This is a genomic window from Methylacidiphilum caldifontis, from assembly GCF_017310505.1.
Lineage (GTDB): Bacteria > Verrucomicrobiota > Verrucomicrobiia > Methylacidiphilales > Methylacidiphilaceae > Methylacidiphilum > Methylacidiphilum caldifontis.
In genome coordinates, this window is the sequence record NZ_CP065957.1 from 1,188,059 (window position 1) to 1,207,342 (window position 19,284).

The window sequence follows — 19,284 nt, forward strand, 5'->3', positions numbered from 1 at the left end:
TGTTTACTTTCATCATCGCCATGTACTTTTTCCTGAAGATCAATGCGTTGCAAAATATTGTTCTACAGTTGGTTTAATAACAGAAAGAAGAAAATTAGGCATCATCCCTATAAGAAGTAAAAAGGACATAAGCAAAATGTAAGGGAACTTTTTTGTTATCCCCTGGATATCTTCCACTTCTTTTAGATGGGTAGGGAGTTTCCCAAAAAACACCGATTGAACCGCTCGAAGTTGATATACAGCCGATATGACTATACCCCAAATAGCTAGAGCGGTTATCCATGGTTGTGCTTTCCAAGAGCCAAAAAATATCAACAGCTCTCCAGCAAAATTCGCTAACCCAGGCACCCCGATAGAAGCAAAAGAAGCCAAGATAAAAGCCACAGATACAAAAGGCATTCTTTGGCCAAGTCCCCCTAACTCACTGAACTTAATTTCTCCTGTCCTATCCTTAATTTCACCCGCAAGAGCAAACAATAAGGCTATAGAGAGTCCATGAGCAACCATCAGCACAACCACCCCACTTAGCCCAATCTTGTTCCAAGTCGCTAGCCCCAAGAAAAGATAGCCCATGTGCATGACACTCGAATAACCGAGCATGGTGGTAAGCTCTTTCTGGGCAATCGTCACATATCCAATGTAAAGGATGTTGCCAAGAAGAAGCGCGTACAATAACATCTTCCATTGCTCAAGTCCGCCTGGAAGAAGGGGAATAGCTACCCTCAAAAGGCCGTATAAACCAAATTTTTTCAACACACCCGCATGAAGCATTGCTGCAGCCGTGGGGGCTACCGCATAACCGGAAGGAGCCCAAGTGTAAAAGGGAAATAAGGAGACCAAGGTACCAAAGCCGACAAGCAAAAATCCAAAAGTTAAAGATTCCTTGTTTATCGGCAGTGGATGGGTTTGAACATAGTTAATAAGAGAGGGAATATCAAAGGTCCTGGCATCGGCGGGAAGCAAAACCAGCAGAGCCAAAATACCCACCAGCAAAATCATACTGCCTACGATCAAATACAGGGTAATTTGAAGACTGACAAATTGCCTATTTTCACTGCCCCAAATGCCGATCAACAGAAATGTTGGAACCAGGGCAAATTCATGGAAAATATAAAAAAAGAAAAGATCAAGAGAAACAAAAGCTCCCAAAGCTCCCAAGGAAATGGCAAGAAGATAGCTGTAAAATTCCCCCTCCCTTTTGATCCCTTCCGGTGATACAATCACCGCAGCCAAGGTAACAACCGTGGTCAAAAGAATAAGGGCTAAATTTATACCGTCAACACCCACATGGTAATGAATTTCAGGAAGAGCTGGAAGTTGGATCCATCGGATGTCCTGGACAAATTGGTATCCTTGAAATTGCGGATCATAATGGAAATATATCCATAAGCTAACCAAAAAATTTACGAGGCTAGCCCCCAAGGCGGCTTGTCGAGCAGGTACTCTAAAGAGTATAGCCACAAATGCTAATAAAGGCACCAAAAGAAGAACACTGACAAAAGACATAGCTATCCCTTTCCAAGATCTTAATTAAAAAAACAGAATATTTTGTCGCTGTACATTAAATCCATCGTTTTTATGAGCAAAATGCTCTTTCTCTTTTTTTCTATAACTGTTTTCAAAACTGGCGGTTTTACATTCGAACTAGCTTCGAACTAAGAAATAGACCAGTATCGCTGCTGCTCCTGCTCCAAAAAGAAAAGCATAACTTCTTATATTGCCTGTTTGAAAAACTCTCAAAATTTCCCCTCCTACACTCACTATAAAAGCCGATCCTCGGACTATTCCAAATCCAATAATCCATTCGTCAAACCAAGCCAACAGCTGTGCGCCTAGCTGCTGTAACTTTAAAAGGGTCAACTCATAAAATTCATCAAAATAAAACTTGTTTTTAAATATCGGTAAAATAACGATTTCGCTATTCTTCTTCCAGTAAGCAAAAAATCCAATTCCTACCCCTATTAATCCTACTAAGATAGAGAGTATCATCACGTTCAATTGTGAACCTTCACCAACCGGTTCATGCCCTGCATTCAAGGACTTCTCAAGACCAAGGAAGGGATATCCCCCTATAACTGCAAATATTGAGAGGATAAGCATCGGCATAACCATCACTAAAGGAGACTCTTTGGCATGTTCAGCAACAGCCGTTTTCGGTGAGCCCAAAAAAGTGACGACAAATAACCGGGTCATATAGAAAGCGGTCAGTCCCGCTGTAAATAAGGCAAGCCCAAAGAGCAGCTTATTTTTTTCTCCAACCATCTCAATGATCGTATCTTTACTGAAAAACCCAGAAAACCCTGGAATTCCAGCCAATGCACAGGTTCCAATCAAAAATGTCAAGAAAGTCAGAGGCATCTTTTTCCAAAGTCCACCCATCTTCCATATATCCTGCTCATGATGGAGAACGTGCAAAATGGACCCAGCACCAAGGAACAGAAGTGCCTTAAAAAAGGCATGCGTGCAAAGATGAAACATAGCCGCAACCGTTGCCGAAGAACCTACGGCCATGACCATATATCCAAGTTGGGACATCGTGGAATAGGCCAATATCCTTTTGATGTCATCCTGTTGAGTCGCTGTAAGAGCAGCAACGAGTGCAGTTATTGCTCCAGTCCATGCGATGATTTCTAAGGCTTGAGTCGATTGTTCCAACACAAAAAATATTCTACAGAGCATGTAAACTCCTGCTGCCACCATGGTTGCCGCATGAATCAATGCTGAAACGGGGGTAGGACCCTCCATCGCGTCAGGAAGCCAAACATGAAGGGGTATCTGGGCCGATTTTCCAATACAACCGCAAAAAAGAAGCAACCCCATGATGGTCACCAAGGGATGTCCCTTGAAATAAGCGGAAAGCGCAGGATCAAACATCAGACTGCCGGTTAACGTCCAAAATAGAATAATACCCAAAAGAAAACCGAAATCACCTATTCTGTTCGCCAGGAAAGCCTTTGTAGCAGCTGATGCAGCAGAGGGTTTTTCAAACCAAAAACCGATCAACAAATAGGAACTGACTCCGACAAGCTCCCAGAAGATATACATCATGATAAAGTTAGTTGCGACCACAATTCCCAACATGGAGAGCATGAAAAGGGAAAGTTCTGCAAAAAATCGACTTTTCCCTGGATCCTCTCCCATATAACCCATCGAATAAACATGAATCATCAACCCCACCCCAGATACGACCAGAAGCATTACTTTCGAAAGGGAGTCGAAGGTCATACCTAAAGTGATTGTAAGCCCACCTATATCTATCCAGGGAATAGCCTCAGGCACAGGGATTGAACCCATGGAGATTCCTAGGGAGATCAAGAAGGAAACCCCACATGCTCCTACGGACAGCCACTGGCTCAATAAGGGAAAAGGTTTTAAAAAGGCCCAGATGATGAAAGCCGAAGTTAACGGAGAAAGCAATAGCAGCCATGCCAAAAACTGTTCGTTCATAAGGTTTATCCAGGGAAAATATTCTAAAATTTAAGCAAAGTTATATCCTCGGCCTTGGTCGTGTGCTTGATTCGATAAAGAGCCACAATTAAAGCAAGCCCCACAGCAACTTCAGCTGCTGCAACCGTAATAACAAAAAAGACAAGTACTTGGCCCGAAAGATTGGAATTAAATCGACTAAAGGCAACAAGAGCAAGATTAGCCGCATTCAACATGATTTCCAAGCACATTAAAATAATAATCATATCCCTTCTTAAAATTATCCCGACAAGACCGATGGAAAAGAGAATACCACTGGCTGCTAGGTAATGACTTAATCCTATATGCATGATTTTTCCCTTAATCAATAATTATTAATGGTATAATCGGCTCTCTTTTTATGACCCCTTTGAACAAGGGCCAATCCGAAAGCTTTCTACTAGAGCTATACCCGAATTTCTATAGCTCAAAACAAAAAAGAAAATCAAAAGAAAAGAGTCCATCTTTTTATTCAAGGTCTTTTTTACTCAAAATAATTACTCCAACCATCGAAATTAAAAGAATAATGCCAACGGCTTCAAAAGCTAACGCATAGTTATTAAACAGCAACTCTCCCAGAGCCTTTATCCCTCCAGTCGTAAGCTCAACATCTTGTTTCGAAAAAAAAGTCCTAATCGGTTTTACGGCCAAGGAAAAACCAGCACCAAATAATAAAACGAGCAGCAATCCCCCAATAATGCCCAGTGGTCTAAAAGTCGTTTGTTCTTCAACTTTCAAGTCAAGCAGCATGATGATAAACAAAAAGAGAACCATCACCGCTCCTGCATAGACGAGTACCTGGACAGCTGCAAGAAAATAAGCTCCCAAAAGAACAAAAAGACCAGCTATGGATAAAATCATCAAGACTAGGTTCATGGCAGAAGTCACCGGGTTTTTATTGACGATCACCCCAATAGCACTCCCTGCCATGGTCAAAACAAAAGTCCAAAAAAAGAAGCTTTCCATTTTTAAAAAACGCTAACTACAAGAGTTTGAAAATTTATATCTGAAAATAAAAACCCACTACAAGATCATTGAGTTCATCTAGAAAACCCTATATAAATCGACTCCATCACTTTACTTTTTTTCCCATTTTCGAATTGGCCGGGGATAAATCCCACCCAACTCATATAAGGACTTTTTATCATGAACAAGTTCTTTTCGGCTGTAACCCGACAAAGAATAAATTTTAGGAAGAAGGAATATAGCTTCCTCTGGACATACCTCTTCGCATAATCCACAATAAATACATCTTGTCATGTCTATGAAAAACTCCTTGGGAGCTTTTTCTACTTTAGCATACTTATCTTGGGGTGGGATTTCCCCGGGTATTATACGTATCGCTCGAGGAGGACATATAAATTCACACATCTGACAACTTACACATTTTTCTCTTCCTTCCTCATCTTTGACCAAGAGAGGAGCTCCCCTTAATCCTTCTGGCAATTTAGGTTTTTCCTCTGGGTATTCCAGGGTAACTTTAGTTTTGCCTGTAAGCCTATCCCAAAAATGTTTAAGAGTAATTCCTAGTCCCTGAACGATACCTGGTAGATAGGTTTTTTCAAAGAAACTGAGTTCTGGCCTTCTTACTATCATAATAAAAATATAGAGAAAACATTAACTTAAGATATTAAAAACCTTCTTTTTATAAAAGGTGTTTTGAGCAGTTATCATAATCAATCAAAATATTCAATATTTTTCTTTTTTATAACCTAAAACCTCCCTTTCATTCTTAAGAAAAAATTTTCTCTTCATCCTTTTTTCCTAGTATAAGTTTACATTGAAATTCTTAGATGAATTTCCCTTCACTCTTTTCTGTTTTCTGTTAATTTCATAAGTATGAAATATCGAACACTTCCTGGAACGGACATTAATGTTTCAGCCGTAGGCTTCGGAGTATGGACATTAACAACAGGCTGGTGGGGATCTTATACCGAAGAAGAAGCCGTCAATTTGCTCAAGGAAGCTTATGAGCTGGGAATAAATTTTTTTGATACCGCTGATGTTTATGGGCATGGGTTTGGAGAAGAAATTCTGGCCAAAGCTTTTCCCCCTTCTACTGAGGTCGTTATTGCTACAAAAGTTGGATATAATTTTTATAATCACCAGGATAGAACAGCACAACACGAACTACCCCAAGATCTTAGCATTCCCTTTTTGAAAGAAGCCGTAAATCGATCACTCAAACGGCTCAACCGTGATTGCATAGACATTCTCCAATTGCACAACATTCGGATGGCTCATGTCAAAGACGATAGCATTTGGCAGCTATTGGAAGACCTGCGGAAGGAAGGGAAAATCCGTTCGTATGGTGTAGCCTTGGGACCAGCAATTGGATGGCTCTATGAAGGACTCGAAACCATTCGGCTCAGGAAACCCCATGTCGTGCAGCACATCTACAACATTTTAGAATCCTATCCTGGAAAGGCTCTAATGGACAATGCTCAATGGGACAAAACACGCTATCTCATTCGTGTCCCCCATGCGAGTGGAATGCTTGAGGGTCGATACAACCTGCAAACAAAATTTTCAGAAACCGATCACAGGCGGTTTAGACCCAAGCACTGGCTTGAAAACGGCCTAAAGAAAGTATCCACACTGCAGTTTCTGATTTTGCCAAATCGCACACTTGGACAAGCGGCTCTCCAATGGATATTGAATGAACAGAAAGTACTGAGTTGTCTTCCCAACATTTATAATCGTTCACAACTCCAAGAGTTTGCAGCCGCTACTGATTGTCCGCCTTTGACCAAAGAGGAGCTTTCAAAGATAGACAGCCTTATCGCTGTCAATTTCGGGGTAGATGAAGAGCCTGAATCCTATAAAGGAACGATGAGTCTTGAGCAACTCCAAGCTACCAGCTCATAAATAAAGGATTACATTTTTTGGGAAGTAACCTCTCTTCCTTATTGGATGAACTACTCCCGCCAACCTAATGGTATGGCGTGAGTTTCGCGCTTCTACGAGAGTGCCGGGTTGCCTGAAAGGCTTGCCGGTCTTACCTCTCTCTCCACGCTTGGCCGGTTCCCGGCCAACAATCTGCTTTGTGTATATACTAACCTTCCATTCAATGTCAACAAAATCGTTCTGGCAGACAATATCGCCGCTTCACCACCACCTAAATCGCCGCCCGATTATAGGTGGAGCACTGCGGCGTAGGCTTAGGTAGAATCTTTGGGATAATTGGATTCTGTTCCAATACAACTCCCAATGCTATTTTTAGCACTCAATCGCTCTTTATGTGCAAAATAAAGATTTCTACTATAAGGAATCCAACTGAATAGGTAGGCAAAAATGAAAACTGAATCCCACCGATAAAAGGCATATATGAGAAGCAATAAAGAACCCAGTAAACTACAATACCAAAACGCCAAAGGCACCACCACCGCTTTTTTCTTTTCGGTCGCTATCCACTGTATCACAAAACGAGAAAAAAAAAGAATGTTTCCAATCCATCCAATGACTTTCATTGGACTCCAATGAATCCCCAAGAAATCAGGAATGGTCGTAACTGCAAGGACATCATTTATCATAAGTTGCCTCCTGAATACTCGTTTTTTCTCTATTGATCAACCCCCATGCATTCTCAAGGACTTCAAGCAATTTCTGGCTCCATCCTTGGGCCCAAGGAGGAAAGAAATGACCTATTAACTTCTTCAACAGCTTCTTCTCCTAACAGCCTGCGAATAATTTCAAAGGCAAATTCAACAGCTCTTCCTGCTGCTTGTGCAGTAATCAAATGGCCATCGACAACAACAGCGCTATACTTGTCTAATCGGTCTTGAGGAATTTCCTCCCATATGGAAGGATGGCAACTTAGCTTGCTATAAGGCAAAAGCCCAAATTGAACAAGACAGCTAGGTGCTGCACAAATGGCAGCAATCCATCTCCCCGTGCTTAGTTGCTTTTCAAGAAGTTCCTTGACGCGAATGTCTTTTTTTAAATTTTCCGCTCCCTCCGCTCCCCCTGGAAGAATTACACAATCAAATTGCTCTTCAAGAACATCTTCCAAATCATAGTCGGGAATGATCCGGATTTTTCGAGAACCGGTAATTACCCCTGGTAAAAGACCAGCCACGACAACCTCAATTTTTGCTCTTCTCAATAAATCAATAGGGACAACCGCTTCAATTTCTTCAAAACCTGGAGCAAGGATGACCAATGCACGTTTAATCATAGTCAATTAATAATATGTAAAATGTTTTTACGCATTTCACAAAATTTTTCATCATTAATAACGGCTTCCAGCTGTATATCTGCTACCGAATAGGGGAGTTTTATCCATGACCGGCAACCTCCCAACTTTATCTTTTGTTCATCAAGTTTTAATGGGGGAAAGGCTCTATATACCCTGACTATGAGAAGAGACAATCCTTTCTTTTTGCCGTAATCAAAGCGGTTTTTTAATAGCTGCTCTTCCCAAATGTGGTAGTCGGATAATTTCCGAATTAGTTCCCAATCAGGAATAAAAAAATCTTCATGGACTTGAGCCCCATATTTTAGCTCCAATCCTTGAGGAGGCGGCTCTTCCTCGTGTTTTTCAAGATACCTGTACGCTGGCTTAATTTGGAGTAACTCTTCATGATAGTGTGTGGGCAAAAGCCAAAAGAAAGGGGATTTCAACTGGAACTCTTTTTCTTGAATGCCTCCTTTTCTCAAGAGGATCGACTGCACTCCCTTAGCCAAGGCTTCAACAACAATCCGCCATTCTTTAAAAGCATAGTCTAGAGGGGAATTTAAAAAATCAGCCGTTTTGCTGCCTACAAAAGACTCACTCACATTTTTTCTCCGGTTCTTTATGGATCAACTCCCAATTATGATAGAAATAATTTGTACCCGAGACAACCGTTATAACAACAGTTAAAAGCATCATGGGGAAAAGGGCATTTTCTAGAAAATATTCAAAAAAACCTGTTTTTAGTTTTATTTCTTTTAAACTCAACGAAACAAAACAGCCAATAATAAAAATCATCTGGGAAACCGTCTTTTGCTTCCCTCCCAAATCCGCCCCCATGACTTTGCCATGGATAGCCAAGAGTGTCCTTAGACCCGTAATTAAAAACTCCCTCGCGATCATGGTTATGACGGCCCATAAAGGAGCATAATTAAACTGGAGTAGAGAAAGAAGAGCGGCACTAATTAAAATTTTATCAGCCAAAGGATCTAATAGCTTTCCTAGCTCGCTCACTAGGTTATAGTTCCGGGCAATCCATCCATCAAGAAGATCGGTAATACTGGCAAGAAGAAAAATGAATAGGGCAGTAGTCGCCTGAAAAGGCCAATCGATGCTCAAATCAGCAACGAAAAGACCGCACATCCCTATTCTAGCCAAAGAAAGTTGGTTGGGCAAATTAAGCCTACCTGCATGCTGAGACACATTAGCCTTCGAATTTTCTTTTTATCTGTCCTTTGTGAATGACTAGCACAATTTATAATAAAGTGAGCCGTTTTTTGTCGATAAGCAAAGGATAACTAAAATAGGACTTAGGGCGAATGAGCAGGTTCTTTTTTTGAAGCACCAAATTTTACTTCTTTTGCTTCCCATTTATCTCCACTTTTCTTTGCATGGATGACCACCTTCATGCCTTTTTTTAATTGATCTAGAGAAGAGGGATTACCTTTGTAGATATACTGGGTTGAAGAAGTCAGTTCGACCGTTTTTGACTCTCCTTTTTTAGTTTCCACCACCAAAGATTTATCAGAAATAGAGCTGACCGTACCAAGAATATGCTCCAGGTTGCCATGGGCAAAGGCCGCTGGCGAACTCAAAACTAGCGCCCAAAAAAAGGATATAGCCAAAAGTTTAAAAGGTTTCATTCCTTCTTCTCCATTCTCATTTCATTTTGTTGTTTATCTTCTGAAGAATTCCCCAAAGAATTATCTTCTTCAAGAAATTTTTCTTCTTCTTTTTCTTCCTGAATTTCATGAGGACTAATCGGATTCATTTTTTCCATCTCTTTTTCTTCCTCCTTGGTCAAATAAGGTAAATGACGAATAAAATGGACCAGTTTCCAGCTGTCTTCATCCTGGTCTTTTTCTCCCCATGCTGGCATTCCCGTCCAGCGAATACCATTATGAATGATATAATAAATTTCACCGTCAGATTTCTTTTGTACCTCTCTTGACCTTAGATCTCCAGGTTTTGGATAAAGATTTTTACCTATGGTCGTTTCTCCACTACCGTTATTCCCATGGCATAATGCACAATGATCAGCAAAATGATCCCTGGCTTCCATCAAGACTTCTTGGGAAAAGGGGATAGGATTTTTCATTTCTTTTACCGTCTTTGGTATAGAAAGACTCAGTGCTGTTGTGGCGATTACCTTTTCCAGGGCAGGAGGATTGCTTCTTGCAGTAAAGCCTTGTCGAATTAAGAAATAGCCAAAAAGAAAAAGCATTACGAAAAAAAGCAAAAGCAGTAAACAAAGCCCATAAAAAAATCTTTTCAACATTCAAAACTAATATTTATTATTGGCTAAGGTATTAATGATTCCTTTATCAAGTTAATTCCAAAAATAGAAATAATTTTTCTGAATTTCGATACTTAAAACAACGAAAATAAATGTAAAAAATAGTGAACTATGAAGATCCATCGGATCTTTATTCCATTTATATTCGTTGCTACGGCCTATAGTATAGACATTAGCCCAAGTAAGAATACTCATCCTGATATTCTGCAGGCTCCCCGCAAACATTGGTCAATCATTCCTTTTGCCGACCCGAAAAGAATAGATAAAGCCAACGAGATTAATTTTCGGAAGATCCAATCATCACTTAAAATTGAGCCCACCCGTTTTTCCCTCTCTTCCCTTAAAGACAGCCTGACGACACCCTCCCTACGGATTGTTCTTACTATTCTGAATAACGGACGCAGAACCTACACATTTACATTTCCCGATTCCCAGAGATTTGATTTCAGGATAAGAAATGCCCAAAACGAGATTATCTACGTCTGGTCTGAAGATAAAGAGTTCCTCCCGATGGTAGGGACAACCACCTTAAACCCCAACGACTCTTTGACTTACAGCGAAGTCGTAGCTCTTGAAGACTTTGACCAACCTCTTACTCCAGGAACTTACTGGATAGACTCGATCTTAGCCAACTATCCTGAAATTTCCACGACAACGACATTTATCGTTGACCCATAATTCTCCCATCGAAAGCCTTTCACACTGGGTGACTTTTTTTATGTCCTTTGCGATAAACGGGTGGCAATCCAAGGATAAGTCCTTTGCAACCCTTCCATCAATGTGTACTTAGGCTTCCATCCAATGATTTGATAAAGTTTGCTATTATCGCTATTTCTTCCTCTCACTCCCTGGGGTTTAGAGAGATCGTGTTTTATGCGGATTTTTTTACCCGCTACTTTAGCCACCATTTCTACCAGCTGATCAATAGTGACAAGTTCTTCTGAACCTAAATTTAAAGGTTTATCATAGTTTGATTGGGTGATTAGATATATTCCTTCAACGCAGTCATCTATATACAGAAAGGAGCGGGTTTGCTTTCCATCCCCCCAAACTTCAATTTCAGAATTTTCCTGAGCCAAGGCGACTTTCCTGCAGATCGCCGCAGGCGCCTTTTCTCTTCCCCCCTCATAGGTCCCCAATGGACCATAAACATTATGGAACCTTGCCACTCTTGTCTCCACCCTTTTTTCTTCTTGGTAATATTGGCAGAGTTTTTCGGTAAAAAGCTTTTCCCATCCATATCCCTCTTCAGGTTCTGCAGGGATAGCATCTTCTTCCTTAAGAGGCAGTACGTCGGCCGATTGCTGCCTGTAGGCAGGATAAATACATGCGGAGGAAGAATAGAAGTAGCGTTTTACCCCATTTTTATAAGAAGCTTCCAACATGTGGGTATTAATTAAAATATTATTTTTAGCAATTTCAGCATGATTTCCGGATATGTAACCAATGCCTCCCATATCGGCAGCAAGCTGATAGACCTCATCGACTTCTTTTGTTACCTGTAGACAATTTTCCCAATACCTAAGATCGAAAAGAAGAAATTCATCGCAGCTTGTTTTTTCAAACTCTGGTTCCTTAATATCAACCCCTCTTACCCAATATCCTTTAGTTTTTAAATAACTGGCTAAATGATGACCAATAAATCCTCCAGCTCCGGCTACAACCGCTTTTTTCATTTTAGCTCTCCTTACGGTTTTATTTTTTTAAAAGATCCGCTATCGTTTTTTCCATTTCTTCAAGAACTTTCTGTTTTTGCCACCTTCCTAATGCATAAGCTCTTCCTTCCTGCCCCAATCGCTGCCTAAGCTGTTCATCTTTGCTAAGAGTTTCTACAGCTTCTGCCATCGCCTTAGAGTCTTCAGCCGGGACAACAATTCCGGCGTTAGCCTCCATAATGACCTTAGCCACCTCACTATTGTTGTTTACAGCACAGATTACAGGTTTAGCAGCAGACAGGTAAGTCATCACCTTCGAAGGAAAAACTATATCCCCTACCTCTTTTTTTTGGGTAACCAGGCAAATATCTATGGCCGAAAGAAGTCCGATATATTCCTCTTTTGAAAGAAGAGGAATAAATTTCAAGCAAGGGAGACTTAAGCTTTGTGCTTTCTCTTCCAGCCTGGGTCTATCGGCTCCATCTCCAACCAAAAGAAACACTATCCCCTTTTTTTCCCTTAAAAGCTCTGCCGCTTCAATAACAATGTCCAACCCTTGCTTAACCCCCATGTTGCCCGTATGTGCCACAATAAGGTGATCTTCTAAACCCAATTTTTTCCTGATCTCTAGGGCACTTTGTCTGTCAGGCAATGAAAAATAAATGGGATCAGCCCAATCAGGAAGAAGGATCACTTTTTCAGCCGATATTCCTTTGGAAATGATCTTTTGGCGCATGGTAGGAGTCAACGTGGAGACTTTTGCGGCATGTTTATAGGCAAACTTTTCTAGCTTATAGAGAAAATCAAAAAAAAATTGGATTTGATCATTCCAAGATCTCTTGCTGCATCGGGTTGAAGATCTGGGACGTGAAAGATATAGGGAACGTTCCAGAGCTTGCTTAAAAAAAATGCGGATAACCCAAGTCCAAGGGGGGGAGATACAATAAAGAGAATATCCGGTTTTTTGACCAAAAGAGCTCGAAGAAGAGAAGAAAGAAGAAAAGAAGCTTCATGAAGAATTCTAGTAATGGTCGATACTTTCTTGGGCACATAGATAAAAGAGCGTAATATGTTTACCCCATTTCTTCTTTCGGATTTAAAAATATAACCCCTATATTCAACGGGAACCTCCCAGAAGGGATAATAGGGGAAAGCGGTAATCATGGTCAGCTCATAGCCCTTTGCCGCCAGGAATTCGCATCTACCCGTATTGAAAACAGCTATACCCGTTTTTTCAGGCCAATAATTAATACCAATGAAAAGGATAGGGTTGCAAGTCATTAGAGAACTGAAAAATAAACTAAAAAAAGGCCGACTTGAGGCTAACCTTCAATTCGATAAGGGTCAAGAAAGAAAATTTGATAATGATTCAACCAGCTTTAATCCAAATGTTAGAGACGGATTTTTCTGGGTCTGACAGGATTCGAACCTGTAACCAAGGGATTATGAGTCCCCTGCTCTGCCGTTGAGCTACAGACCCTCTTCAAGTTTTTGATTCTACCTTAAACGGGCTGGTTTTCAAAAATTATTTTTATCCTTCTATCTTAGCTTTGAAGTAAAGATCAAAAGCTAAACTCAAATAACCTTGACAGTCAATTTATGCCTGATATTGATAACTCATTATCGATATTATGGGAAAGTGGTCTTGCATATCCCTTGTTTTGCTATGGGGTTTTTATTTCATGGCTTTTTGCCCAGCTTATTCCCAAGAAAGCTCCCAAAATGAGCCTCCAGACTCGAACCTGCCCTTATCTTCAGCTCTTCCCGAAGTTACCGTCAGTGCTAGTAAGCTCTCTGAAGTTTTCCAAACCGAGTCCAGTTCTTGTTATGCCACACCCATGTCCATTCTTGATACCCCACGAGTAGTCAGCCCCATTTCGCAAACCCTGATGAAAACCGCTGGTATAGGGTCCTGGGGAAAACTTGATCCTCTGAGTTTTACTTATGTTAATCCTGCTGCTATGGTTGATCCTTCTCAAACCGGTTGTGCTTCTTCTCCCGATATTCGAGGAACTACCGGGCTTACCTTTATCAATGGTATGGAAGAAACCATCAATATGCCACTGCAGGATGTACCTTGGAATCTCAACATGATTGAGTCGATCGATCTTGTCGAAGGTCCTCCTGGAGCTGTATACGGAGCTACTCAACCTGCAAATGGCTATGTCAACTATATAACCAAACAGCCTTACTTTGATTCATTTAGAGGAAACGTGTGGGATACCATTGGCATGTATAACCAATACATGTGGGGAGCCGATATAGGCGGACCCATACAAGGAACCCATAACAAAGTTGGTTACAGGTTCAGCTACATGGGAATTGAAAGTGGAAGTTACTATGACTATATAAAAGACAACCAGCAAAACTTTTACGCTGCCCTTGGATACAAACCTAATGAAAAATACCAGGCTGACCTTTATCTTGATTTTGGCACCTATAGCTACATGCTTGAAGATGTTCTATTAAATAGACCCACTGAGGCTTTGATCCAGAATGGACTCTATTATCCAGGATTTCTTCCTCCTTCCGAAGTCAATACAGGAACAGTGGCTAATCCCCCCGCTTCAAGCTATCTAGGAATACCTATGCCCATCAGTAGACGAGCAAATGTCAAGTATCCAGGTGATTTGGGCAGGGCGCAGACAGCTATGGCTCAATGGATTCAAAGATTCCATGTTAATGACAATCTTCAGATAGTCAATAACACCTTCTTTTGGTATCAATCCCATGTTTCCAGCGAAGATGAATTTTTCTTTAACGAAGCTTGGATTGGAAATTATGAAATCGATAACCGCTCTGAACTATTGTGGACATTCGATACTGCAGGTTTCAAAGAGTCCATGCATCACTTCGTGGATACAGGGTTAGATAGCCGCTATCAATATGTTTTAGCTTACGACTCTTTCAATTTTGTTGTCCCTAACGGTTGGAGCGTTTTTGAAAACCCTTACCAGCGAAATGCTATTTTTTCATCAAATTTTCAAGCTTTAATCAACAATCCTCTTGGTCCAGGCGGAGGTGAATGGCTTGTGCCCACCGGTCCTTACCCCCTTTATTTCGAGCCTTTGAATGGAGCCACCGGTAGCAATCTGAGCAGGTATTGGAGAGTCGCTCCATTCTTTCAAGATAATATTCAGCTGACAAAAACCCTTTCGATTATCCTTGGAACAAGGATGAACCTTTATATCGTATCGAGTGAAACTCCTCCTGGAACTCCCGCTTTTTTGTTTGAAAGTCTCTACACTTCTCAAATCGCTCCACAACTCAATATCAGTCCTTACTGGAAACCTTACCCATGGGTAAACTTTTACTTTAACTTTAATTGGCTACAAACTACCGTGGTTGGGGGTGGAGGAGGGTATTCTCCTCTGTTCGGTCCTTCTGCTTTCCATCTATTAAACGAACTGGAAGAGCTTGGCGTAAAATTTAATCTTATAGATAACCACCTTTTCCTTTCCTCTAACCTTTTCATGGAAAATACCTACCTTTTTAACTTTGGCCTGCCCCCTACACCTGTAAACATTAAAGGATTTGAAACTAGCCTCCAATATCAACCTTCTTACCACCTTTGGCTTAAAGTTAACTATCTTTTCATGAATGGAGTTGAAAATTGGAGCAAGCTGCCAACCGGCCCTCCTTTAGCTCAAACCTATTCGACAACCCTTGCAGATCTGCTAGGACTTCCCCTGGATAACTCTGGAACTTTTCCCCCTGGCCAATACGCTCTCATCGCCTGGCCAGAAAACATTGTTTCAGCAATGGCAACCTATCAATTTGAAAACGGCCTTGGAGTAAGTCTTGGAACAGTAGTGATGAGTGATATGTACTTGGGATATGAGCATCAAGTCAGAATTCCCACCCAATTTATTCCTAATGCCCAGATCTTTTATACCAGTAAAAATTGGGAGCTCAGAGCCGCTTTCTACAATTTTACCAATGAACATTACTGGCTTCCAAACGGCTTTGGATTTACCCAGGTCAGGACCCTTAACCTAGACACCATTTTTCCCGGTTGGCCATTTTGGGTAGAAGGCACTTTAAGCTATAAGTTCTGATTTAACATGCTTAATTTACCTACGGGCAAACACTTCAAAGGATACTGACCCGTAATTTTAGCCAAGGAAGAGAACTCCGTCCCTTTTTTCATTTTTTTAGCTAGCCAAGGGTTGTAACGGTGCAAAAAATTCTGACCCCTTAATTCTGCTGTGGCATAACAGCAAAGAAGATGACTGTAGCCTTTATAGTGGCGTATAGTCCCAATAATTCTAAAAAAATGGGGTTGTTCATCCTTTTGGATTTTCCTTGAGCCAAGAACCAGATAAGAATAGGCAAGCGAGCCAAGATCAATGCCTAAAAGATTTTGAGTATCACTCCAGAACGAACTTTGAAAAATTTGCCGCGGGACTGAAGCAAAGAAATGACACCAGTCTTTTTGCTCATTAAGCATCGGGCATCTTTCTTGATGAAGACAGGGGGCAATGACCAAAAACTTTTCCCTGAACAGTTCTCGCAACTGGATAAGCGTTTTCGAGTATTGCTTTTTTGCCGGCTCGACCCATAGGATTGCTATGGCCTTTTTTGCGATCGCAAGGACCTCCTCCATGGATTGCTCAGAAAGTTCACCCATCACATGACTCAGAAGAAGAATAAATGCTTCAGGCAGTTGTGTCGACTTAAGTTGGTTTGTAGGAATATTTGGAAATTCTTCTGAAAAAGCAGTTTGTGCATATTGAATGGCCAATGGAGAATGATCCCAGAAAAAGCAGGATAAAACCGGGTAATTATTTGCTACTGCCCAATGACAAAAACTTCTTGCAGCCACTCCTGTACCACAACCCCAATCAACCAAGGGACACTGTGGGGGAATCCAACCAAGCAAAGAAAGCTCTTTTAAAACACTCTGCCATTTCCACCGAATCCTTTGTCCAAAAACTTTGTCATAAACAAGCAAATCTTCTTTGGTTTTCCAATAAGGTTGTACGGGTTTTTTTTCGGAGAGAAAAATAGTCCTTAGTTTCTGAAGAATATGTGCTTCTTTTTTTGAAAGTCTTTGTTCCATCTTAAATTAAAATTGGTAAGCTACGGTCCCCTGTATCCAAAACGCCTGTCCAGGAACAACCCAATCAGAATTCGATCCGCTATCAGGAGAAGCTCCCGCGGCTGCGGCATAAGGAATCCAGTAGTGACTATTAAAGAAATTCCAGAAATAAAGGTTAATCTGCCAGTGTTTACTTTGGTAAAAAAGCTGGAGATTAGCATAATCTTGAGCTGGGATCCAGGCGGTGTAATTCCAAAAACTTGGGGTTGCATCCATCCAAGTTCCACTCAGGGTGATTCCAAAACCATTACTAAACTGATAACTGACCATGGCATTAGCCACAATCTCTGGAAAATCCATCCACGGCCATACGCCAGGCATATAACCAAATCCAAACATACCTGCATCGTCAAGAGGCAGGTGATGCCTAAAAGCATATCCCGTAGAATAAGACTGTGTTTCAGGAGGACCGAAAGGCAGATCACTAAAATTAGAAATACCACGCATGTAAGCAAAACCAGCCCTTGCCCAGAAATGCCTTGTAGGCTGATAATTCAAGTTGAATTGAAAAGCGGTCATATGAGTTACGACTGGAGGTAAAGCCACGTAGCCTTCTTCTAAATGGCTACGAATGCCCGCTGCAGTCAGATAAAGTTTGTTGTGATAAAGATTAAACTTGAGACCTCCTTCTATGTACTGGTCTAAAAGTCTCATGTTGTTGTCTGTAAAAACAGGAGCAAACCCACCCATATCGGCTGCTGCTGTGGAATAAAGCCAGTTAAAATTAAAATAGACGGTCATCCAGGGGAAAGGCCTGTATACTGGACTTATGTTGAAGAGGGGAGCAAGAGAAGTCGTGCGAAACTGAGCAAATTGATCTGAAGGAGTACCTGGAGGGGTCACCGCATCGACGATATAAGTAGTTGCCCGTGCACCGGCAAGCAAACTGACTTTTGGATGAAACTGAATGTTCCACTGGAGAAAGGGGGCAAAAGCCCAATATTGGGAGTCTGTTGTCCCTGTAATTCCGTTACCCGGTTCAAAATAATAACCTGGCATACCCGGAATGGGCACTTCGATCTGTTGAGCCACCAGAGCCTGCCAAGCGGGTGTTAGTCTTGCATCCCAAAGTAAAGGATTTTCGTTCATAATATCAAATTCATTAGGAATATTCAAAAAACTTGTTGAGACATAATCGACATTTCTTTGGTAATGCCACTCAAAGCCAGTATCCACGTAATGAGAAAAATTAAGACCCTCTTGCTCCTCAAAGTCCTCTTTTTTACCCCAATGTGTCTTTCTTCCCGGTTTGCCGCCAACCGGGGTGTCAAACTGCAGCCTGATCTCGGTTCGATTATCGACCTCGTAATCTCCCATGACCGCTTCGTCATAAAAATAAGCGGGTTGAATCGCCCGGTGTCGGGTGTACCAGACCAAGGTGTTGTTTACGATATCGAATCCATCGGTAACGTGGACTCTTTGAATCAGCTGGGTCATCCCCTGATAACCCGTTTGTGCAGCATCCGGAGGAATAAGCATCGCTCTTCGATTAACCGGTTCAAGACCAGCTCCCGGAAACTGATTATAAGGAATAGGGACTCCATTAGGATAGGTGGGAGGAAAGCTATTTATTTGAGAAGGCGGCAGAAATCCCGTGTAATACAGGCCATTTAAGAATAGTTCATTAGAAGGCCGATTCATGCCACTGTAGCCAATGGGAGAAGCATCGGCAAATTCCATGTTAAAATACCAATCTGCGGTATAATTCTCGATGGGCTTGGCACTTAAGGCCGCATAAAAATCCTGCTCATCATTATGTACGTATTGCCACCAGCTTCCACTTTCAACCCCCATGTAACTAAACCGGTAAGCCAGTTTATCATTGATTGGCCCTCCAATATCGAGTCCCCACAGATAATTTTCATACATCCCCGTGGTGTCATAAACATAACCCCGGAATTTGTCAAAATAGGGTTGTTTGGTCACATAATTCACTATGCCATTGGACCCCTGTGTTTGACCATAGACCGCATTGGCTGGTCCTTCGAGAATATCGAACGATTGGATCATATTCCAATTCCAAGGAAGACCTGCATTACCCATCATGATATTGGTTAATGAAAGTTCGATGCCATTCACATAAGGCACTGCTTGAGTTCCAAGGACATAGGGAGCATCGGTCATAAAATCCATAACCGATCCATAAGTGGTTGGATTAACAGTGAGTAACGCCATGGGATTCATCATCCCGCCAAGGGCATTGACACCACTGGAATACATCAAGGTTTGATTTACAGGGGTAACTGTTCTGGGTGTATCCATGACATTCATGGGAATTCCATAGACCGAGTCGATATCGGTTGAAGTCGGTTGCATAGGAAGGTTTGGTTGGGCATAAACGTTGACTTGCTCAATGGTTGTGGTGGGGGCAGGATCCGATTGGGTTGACTTCTTAAGAGTTGATCCTTCTTGTAGGGGAACAGTTCCATTCGGACCGGAGTCCTGAAAAAGCGGAGCTGGATCCAGGCTCGTATTTGCAGGGCTGCTAGCTGTTCCCTGTTGTGAATAACCTGGAAGACAAAGCGAATATAAACTACCCAAAAAAACAATAATCCTGAAGCCCAGGTTGAATAAGAAAATTTTTCTCATGGTC

The 19,284-nt window shown here is 41.5% G+C and carries 19 protein-coding genes and 1 tRNA gene; 3 read left to right on the forward strand and 17 right to left on the reverse strand.

Features of this window, described 5'->3' with window-relative positions; all coding sequences use genetic code 11:
* Positions 1-39 precede the first annotated feature (39 nt).
* From IT6_RS05540 to IT6_RS05560, 5 genes are all read right to left on the reverse strand, one after another.
* Complete coding sequence (locus IT6_RS05540) at positions 40-1,506, reverse strand: complex I subunit 4 family protein (protein ID WP_206825471.1); 1,467 nt, start codon at positions 1,504-1,506, stop codon at positions 40-42.
* Positions 1,507-1,644: 138 nt separating this feature from the next.
* Entirely contained in the window at positions 1,645-3,447 is a 1,803-nt protein-coding gene (gene nuoL / locus IT6_RS05545; RefSeq protein WP_134439908.1) for an NADH-quinone oxidoreductase subunit L, read from the reverse strand.
* A 23-nt stretch (positions 3,448-3,470) separates the two neighbouring features.
* Positions 3,471-3,776, reverse strand: a complete 306-nt coding sequence (gene nuoK / locus IT6_RS05550) for an NADH-quinone oxidoreductase subunit NuoK (protein ID WP_134439907.1) — start codon at positions 3,774-3,776, stop codon at positions 3,471-3,473.
* Between the two features lie 157 nt (positions 3,777-3,933).
* A complete protein-coding gene (locus IT6_RS05555) occupies positions 3,934-4,431 on the reverse strand; it encodes an NADH-quinone oxidoreductase subunit J family protein (protein WP_134439905.1) in 498 nt (165 codons plus the stop codon).
* Positions 4,432-4,542: 111 nt separating this feature from the next.
* Positions 4,543-5,061 (reverse strand): NuoI/complex I 23 kDa subunit family protein, encoded by a 519-nt coding sequence (locus IT6_RS05560; RefSeq protein ID WP_134439904.1) that lies wholly within the window; start codon positions 5,059-5,061, stop codon positions 4,543-4,545.
* Positions 5,062-5,304: 243 nt separating this feature from the next.
* Here IT6_RS05560 and IT6_RS05565 point away from each other — a divergent pair, with 243 nt between their 5' ends.
* A complete protein-coding gene (locus IT6_RS05565; protein ID WP_134439902.1) occupies positions 5,305-6,333 on the forward strand; it encodes an aldo/keto reductase in 1,029 nt (342 codons plus the stop codon).
* A 293-nt stretch (positions 6,334-6,626) separates the two neighbouring features.
* Here the strand turns inward: IT6_RS05565 and IT6_RS05570 are convergent, their stop codons facing one another.
* The 6 genes from IT6_RS05570 to IT6_RS05595 all read right to left on the reverse strand — a co-directional run bounded on the left by IT6_RS05570 (position 6,627) and on the right by IT6_RS05595 (position 9,917).
* Positions 6,627-6,998: a lipid-A-disaccharide synthase N-terminal domain-containing protein gene (locus IT6_RS05570; protein ID WP_134439900.1), complete on the reverse strand. Its 372-nt coding sequence runs from the start codon at positions 6,996-6,998 to the stop codon at positions 6,627-6,629.
* 62 nt (positions 6,999-7,060) lie between these two features.
* A complete protein-coding gene (locus IT6_RS05575) occupies positions 7,061-7,642 on the reverse strand; it encodes a DJ-1 family glyoxalase III (protein ID WP_134439898.1) in 582 nt (193 codons plus the stop codon).
* Positions 7,643-7,644: 2 nt separating this feature from the next.
* Positions 7,645-8,244: a DUF1802 family protein gene (locus IT6_RS05580; protein WP_206825473.1), complete on the reverse strand. Its 600-nt coding sequence runs from the start codon at positions 8,242-8,244 to the stop codon at positions 7,645-7,647.
* Positions 8,237-8,842 carry a CDP-diacylglycerol--glycerol-3-phosphate 3-phosphatidyltransferase gene (gene pgsA, locus IT6_RS05585; protein ID WP_206825475.1) on the reverse strand — a complete coding sequence of 202 codons (606 nt, stop codon included), beginning with the start codon at positions 8,840-8,842 and terminating at the stop codon, positions 8,237-8,239. The genes IT6_RS05580 and pgsA overlap by 8 nt, the downstream gene beginning before the upstream one ends.
* A gap of 107 nt (positions 8,843-8,949) precedes the next feature.
* Positions 8,950-9,282 (reverse strand): DUF5666 domain-containing protein, encoded by a 333-nt coding sequence (locus IT6_RS05590; RefSeq protein ID WP_206825477.1) that lies wholly within the window; start codon positions 9,280-9,282, stop codon positions 8,950-8,952.
* Complete coding sequence (locus IT6_RS05595) at positions 9,279-9,917, reverse strand: c-type cytochrome (protein ID WP_206825479.1); 639 nt, start codon at positions 9,915-9,917, stop codon at positions 9,279-9,281. The genes IT6_RS05590 and IT6_RS05595 overlap by 4 nt, the downstream gene beginning before the upstream one ends.
* Positions 9,918-10,046: 129 nt before the next feature.
* Here IT6_RS05595 and IT6_RS05600 point away from each other — a divergent pair, with 129 nt between their 5' ends.
* Positions 10,047-10,613: a BsuPI-related putative proteinase inhibitor gene (locus IT6_RS05600; protein ID WP_206825481.1), complete on the forward strand. Its 567-nt coding sequence runs from the start codon at positions 10,047-10,049 to the stop codon at positions 10,611-10,613.
* 38 nt (positions 10,614-10,651) lie between these two features.
* Here IT6_RS05600 and IT6_RS05605 read toward each other — a convergent pair whose 3' ends face one another.
* From IT6_RS05605 to IT6_RS05615, 4 genes are all read right to left on the reverse strand, one after another.
* Complete coding sequence (locus IT6_RS05605; RefSeq protein ID WP_206825483.1) at positions 10,652-11,611, reverse strand: NAD-dependent epimerase/dehydratase family protein; 960 nt, start codon at positions 11,609-11,611, stop codon at positions 10,652-10,654.
* A 19-nt stretch (positions 11,612-11,630) separates the two neighbouring features.
* Positions 11,631-12,326, reverse strand: coding sequence for a glycosyltransferase (locus IT6_RS10445; RefSeq protein WP_242524103.1), 696 nt, complete (start codon positions 12,324-12,326; stop codon positions 11,631-11,633).
* Between the two features lie 50 nt (positions 12,327-12,376).
* On the reverse strand, positions 12,377-12,871 hold the full coding sequence (locus tag IT6_RS10450) for a hypothetical protein (protein WP_242524104.1): 495 nt from the start codon (positions 12,869-12,871) through the stop codon (positions 12,377-12,379).
* Positions 12,872-12,998: 127 nt separating this feature from the next.
* Positions 12,999-13,070: transfer RNA gene (locus tag IT6_RS05615), tRNA-Ile, on the reverse strand.
* Positions 13,071-13,272: 202 nt separating this feature from the next.
* Between IT6_RS05615 and IT6_RS05620 the strand changes: the two genes are divergently transcribed.
* Positions 13,273-15,648, forward strand: coding sequence for a TonB-dependent receptor (locus IT6_RS05620; protein ID WP_242524105.1), 2,376 nt, complete (start codon positions 13,273-13,275; stop codon positions 15,646-15,648).
* Here the strand turns inward: IT6_RS05620 and IT6_RS05625 are convergent.
* Together IT6_RS05625 and IT6_RS05630 are read right to left on the reverse strand one after the other, a co-directional pair.
* Positions 15,636-16,652, reverse strand: a complete 1,017-nt coding sequence (locus IT6_RS05625; protein ID WP_206825485.1) for a small ribosomal subunit Rsm22 family protein — start codon at positions 16,650-16,652, stop codon at positions 15,636-15,638. The two genes, IT6_RS05620 and IT6_RS05625, sit on opposite strands and share 13 nt — an antisense overlap.
* 6 nt (positions 16,653-16,658) lie before the next feature.
* Positions 16,659-19,280 carry a TonB-dependent receptor gene (locus IT6_RS05630; protein ID WP_206825486.1) on the reverse strand — a complete coding sequence of 874 codons (2,622 nt, stop codon included), beginning with the start codon at positions 19,278-19,280 and terminating at the stop codon, positions 16,659-16,661.
* Positions 19,281-19,284 lie beyond the last annotated feature (4 nt).

Bases quoted from the DNA above. Each gene is read 5' to 3' on its own strand.
- nuoK (WP_134439907.1), bottom strand. From the start codon at position 3,776: ATGCATATAGGATTAAGTCATTACCTAGCAGCCAGTGGTATTCTCTTT.
- IT6_RS05625 (WP_206825485.1), bottom strand. From the start codon at position 16,652: ATGGAACAAAGACTTTCAAAAAAAGAAGCACATATTCTTCAGAAACTA.
- IT6_RS10445 (WP_242524103.1), bottom strand. From the start codon at position 12,326: ATGCGCCAAAAGATCATTTCCAAAGGAATATCGGCTGAAAAAGTGATC.
- IT6_RS05590 (WP_206825477.1), bottom strand. From the start codon at position 9,282: ATGAAACCTTTTAAACTTTTGGCTATATCCTTTTTTTGGGCGCTAGTT.
- IT6_RS05595 (WP_206825479.1), bottom strand. From the start codon at position 9,917: ATGTTGAAAAGATTTTTTTATGGGCTTTGTTTACTGCTTTTGCTTTTT.
- IT6_RS05575 (WP_134439898.1), bottom strand. From the start codon at position 7,642: ATGATTAAACGTGCATTGGTCATCCTTGCTCCAGGTTTTGAAGAAATT.
- IT6_RS05570 (WP_134439900.1), bottom strand. From the start codon at position 6,998: ATGATAAATGATGTCCTTGCAGTTACGACCATTCCTGATTTCTTGGGG.
- IT6_RS05540 (WP_206825471.1), bottom strand. From the start codon at position 1,506: ATGTCTTTTGTCAGTGTTCTTCTTTTGGTGCCTTTATTAGCATTTGTG.
- nuoL (WP_134439908.1), bottom strand. From the start codon at position 3,447: ATGAACGAACAGTTTTTGGCATGGCTGCTATTGCTTTCTCCGTTAACT.
- IT6_RS05555 (WP_134439905.1), bottom strand. From the start codon at position 4,431: ATGGAAAGCTTCTTTTTTTGGACTTTTGTTTTGACCATGGCAGGGAGT.
- IT6_RS05620 (WP_242524105.1), top strand. From the start codon at position 13,273: ATGGCTTTTTGCCCAGCTTATTCCCAAGAAAGCTCCCAAAATGAGCCT.
- IT6_RS05630 (WP_206825486.1), bottom strand. From the start codon at position 19,280: ATGAGAAAAATTTTCTTATTCAACCTGGGCTTCAGGATTATTGTTTTT.
- IT6_RS05605 (WP_206825483.1), bottom strand. From the start codon at position 11,611: ATGAAAAAAGCGGTTGTAGCCGGAGCTGGAGGATTTATTGGTCATCAT.
- IT6_RS05600 (WP_206825481.1), top strand. From the start codon at position 10,047: ATGAAGATCCATCGGATCTTTATTCCATTTATATTCGTTGCTACGGCC.
- IT6_RS05565 (WP_134439902.1), top strand. From the start codon at position 5,305: ATGAAATATCGAACACTTCCTGGAACGGACATTAATGTTTCAGCCGTA.
- IT6_RS05560 (WP_134439904.1), bottom strand. From the start codon at position 5,061: ATGATAGTAAGAAGGCCAGAACTCAGTTTCTTTGAAAAAACCTATCTA.
- IT6_RS10450 (WP_242524104.1), bottom strand. From the start codon at position 12,871: ATGACTTGCAACCCTATCCTTTTCATTGGTATTAATTATTGGCCTGAA.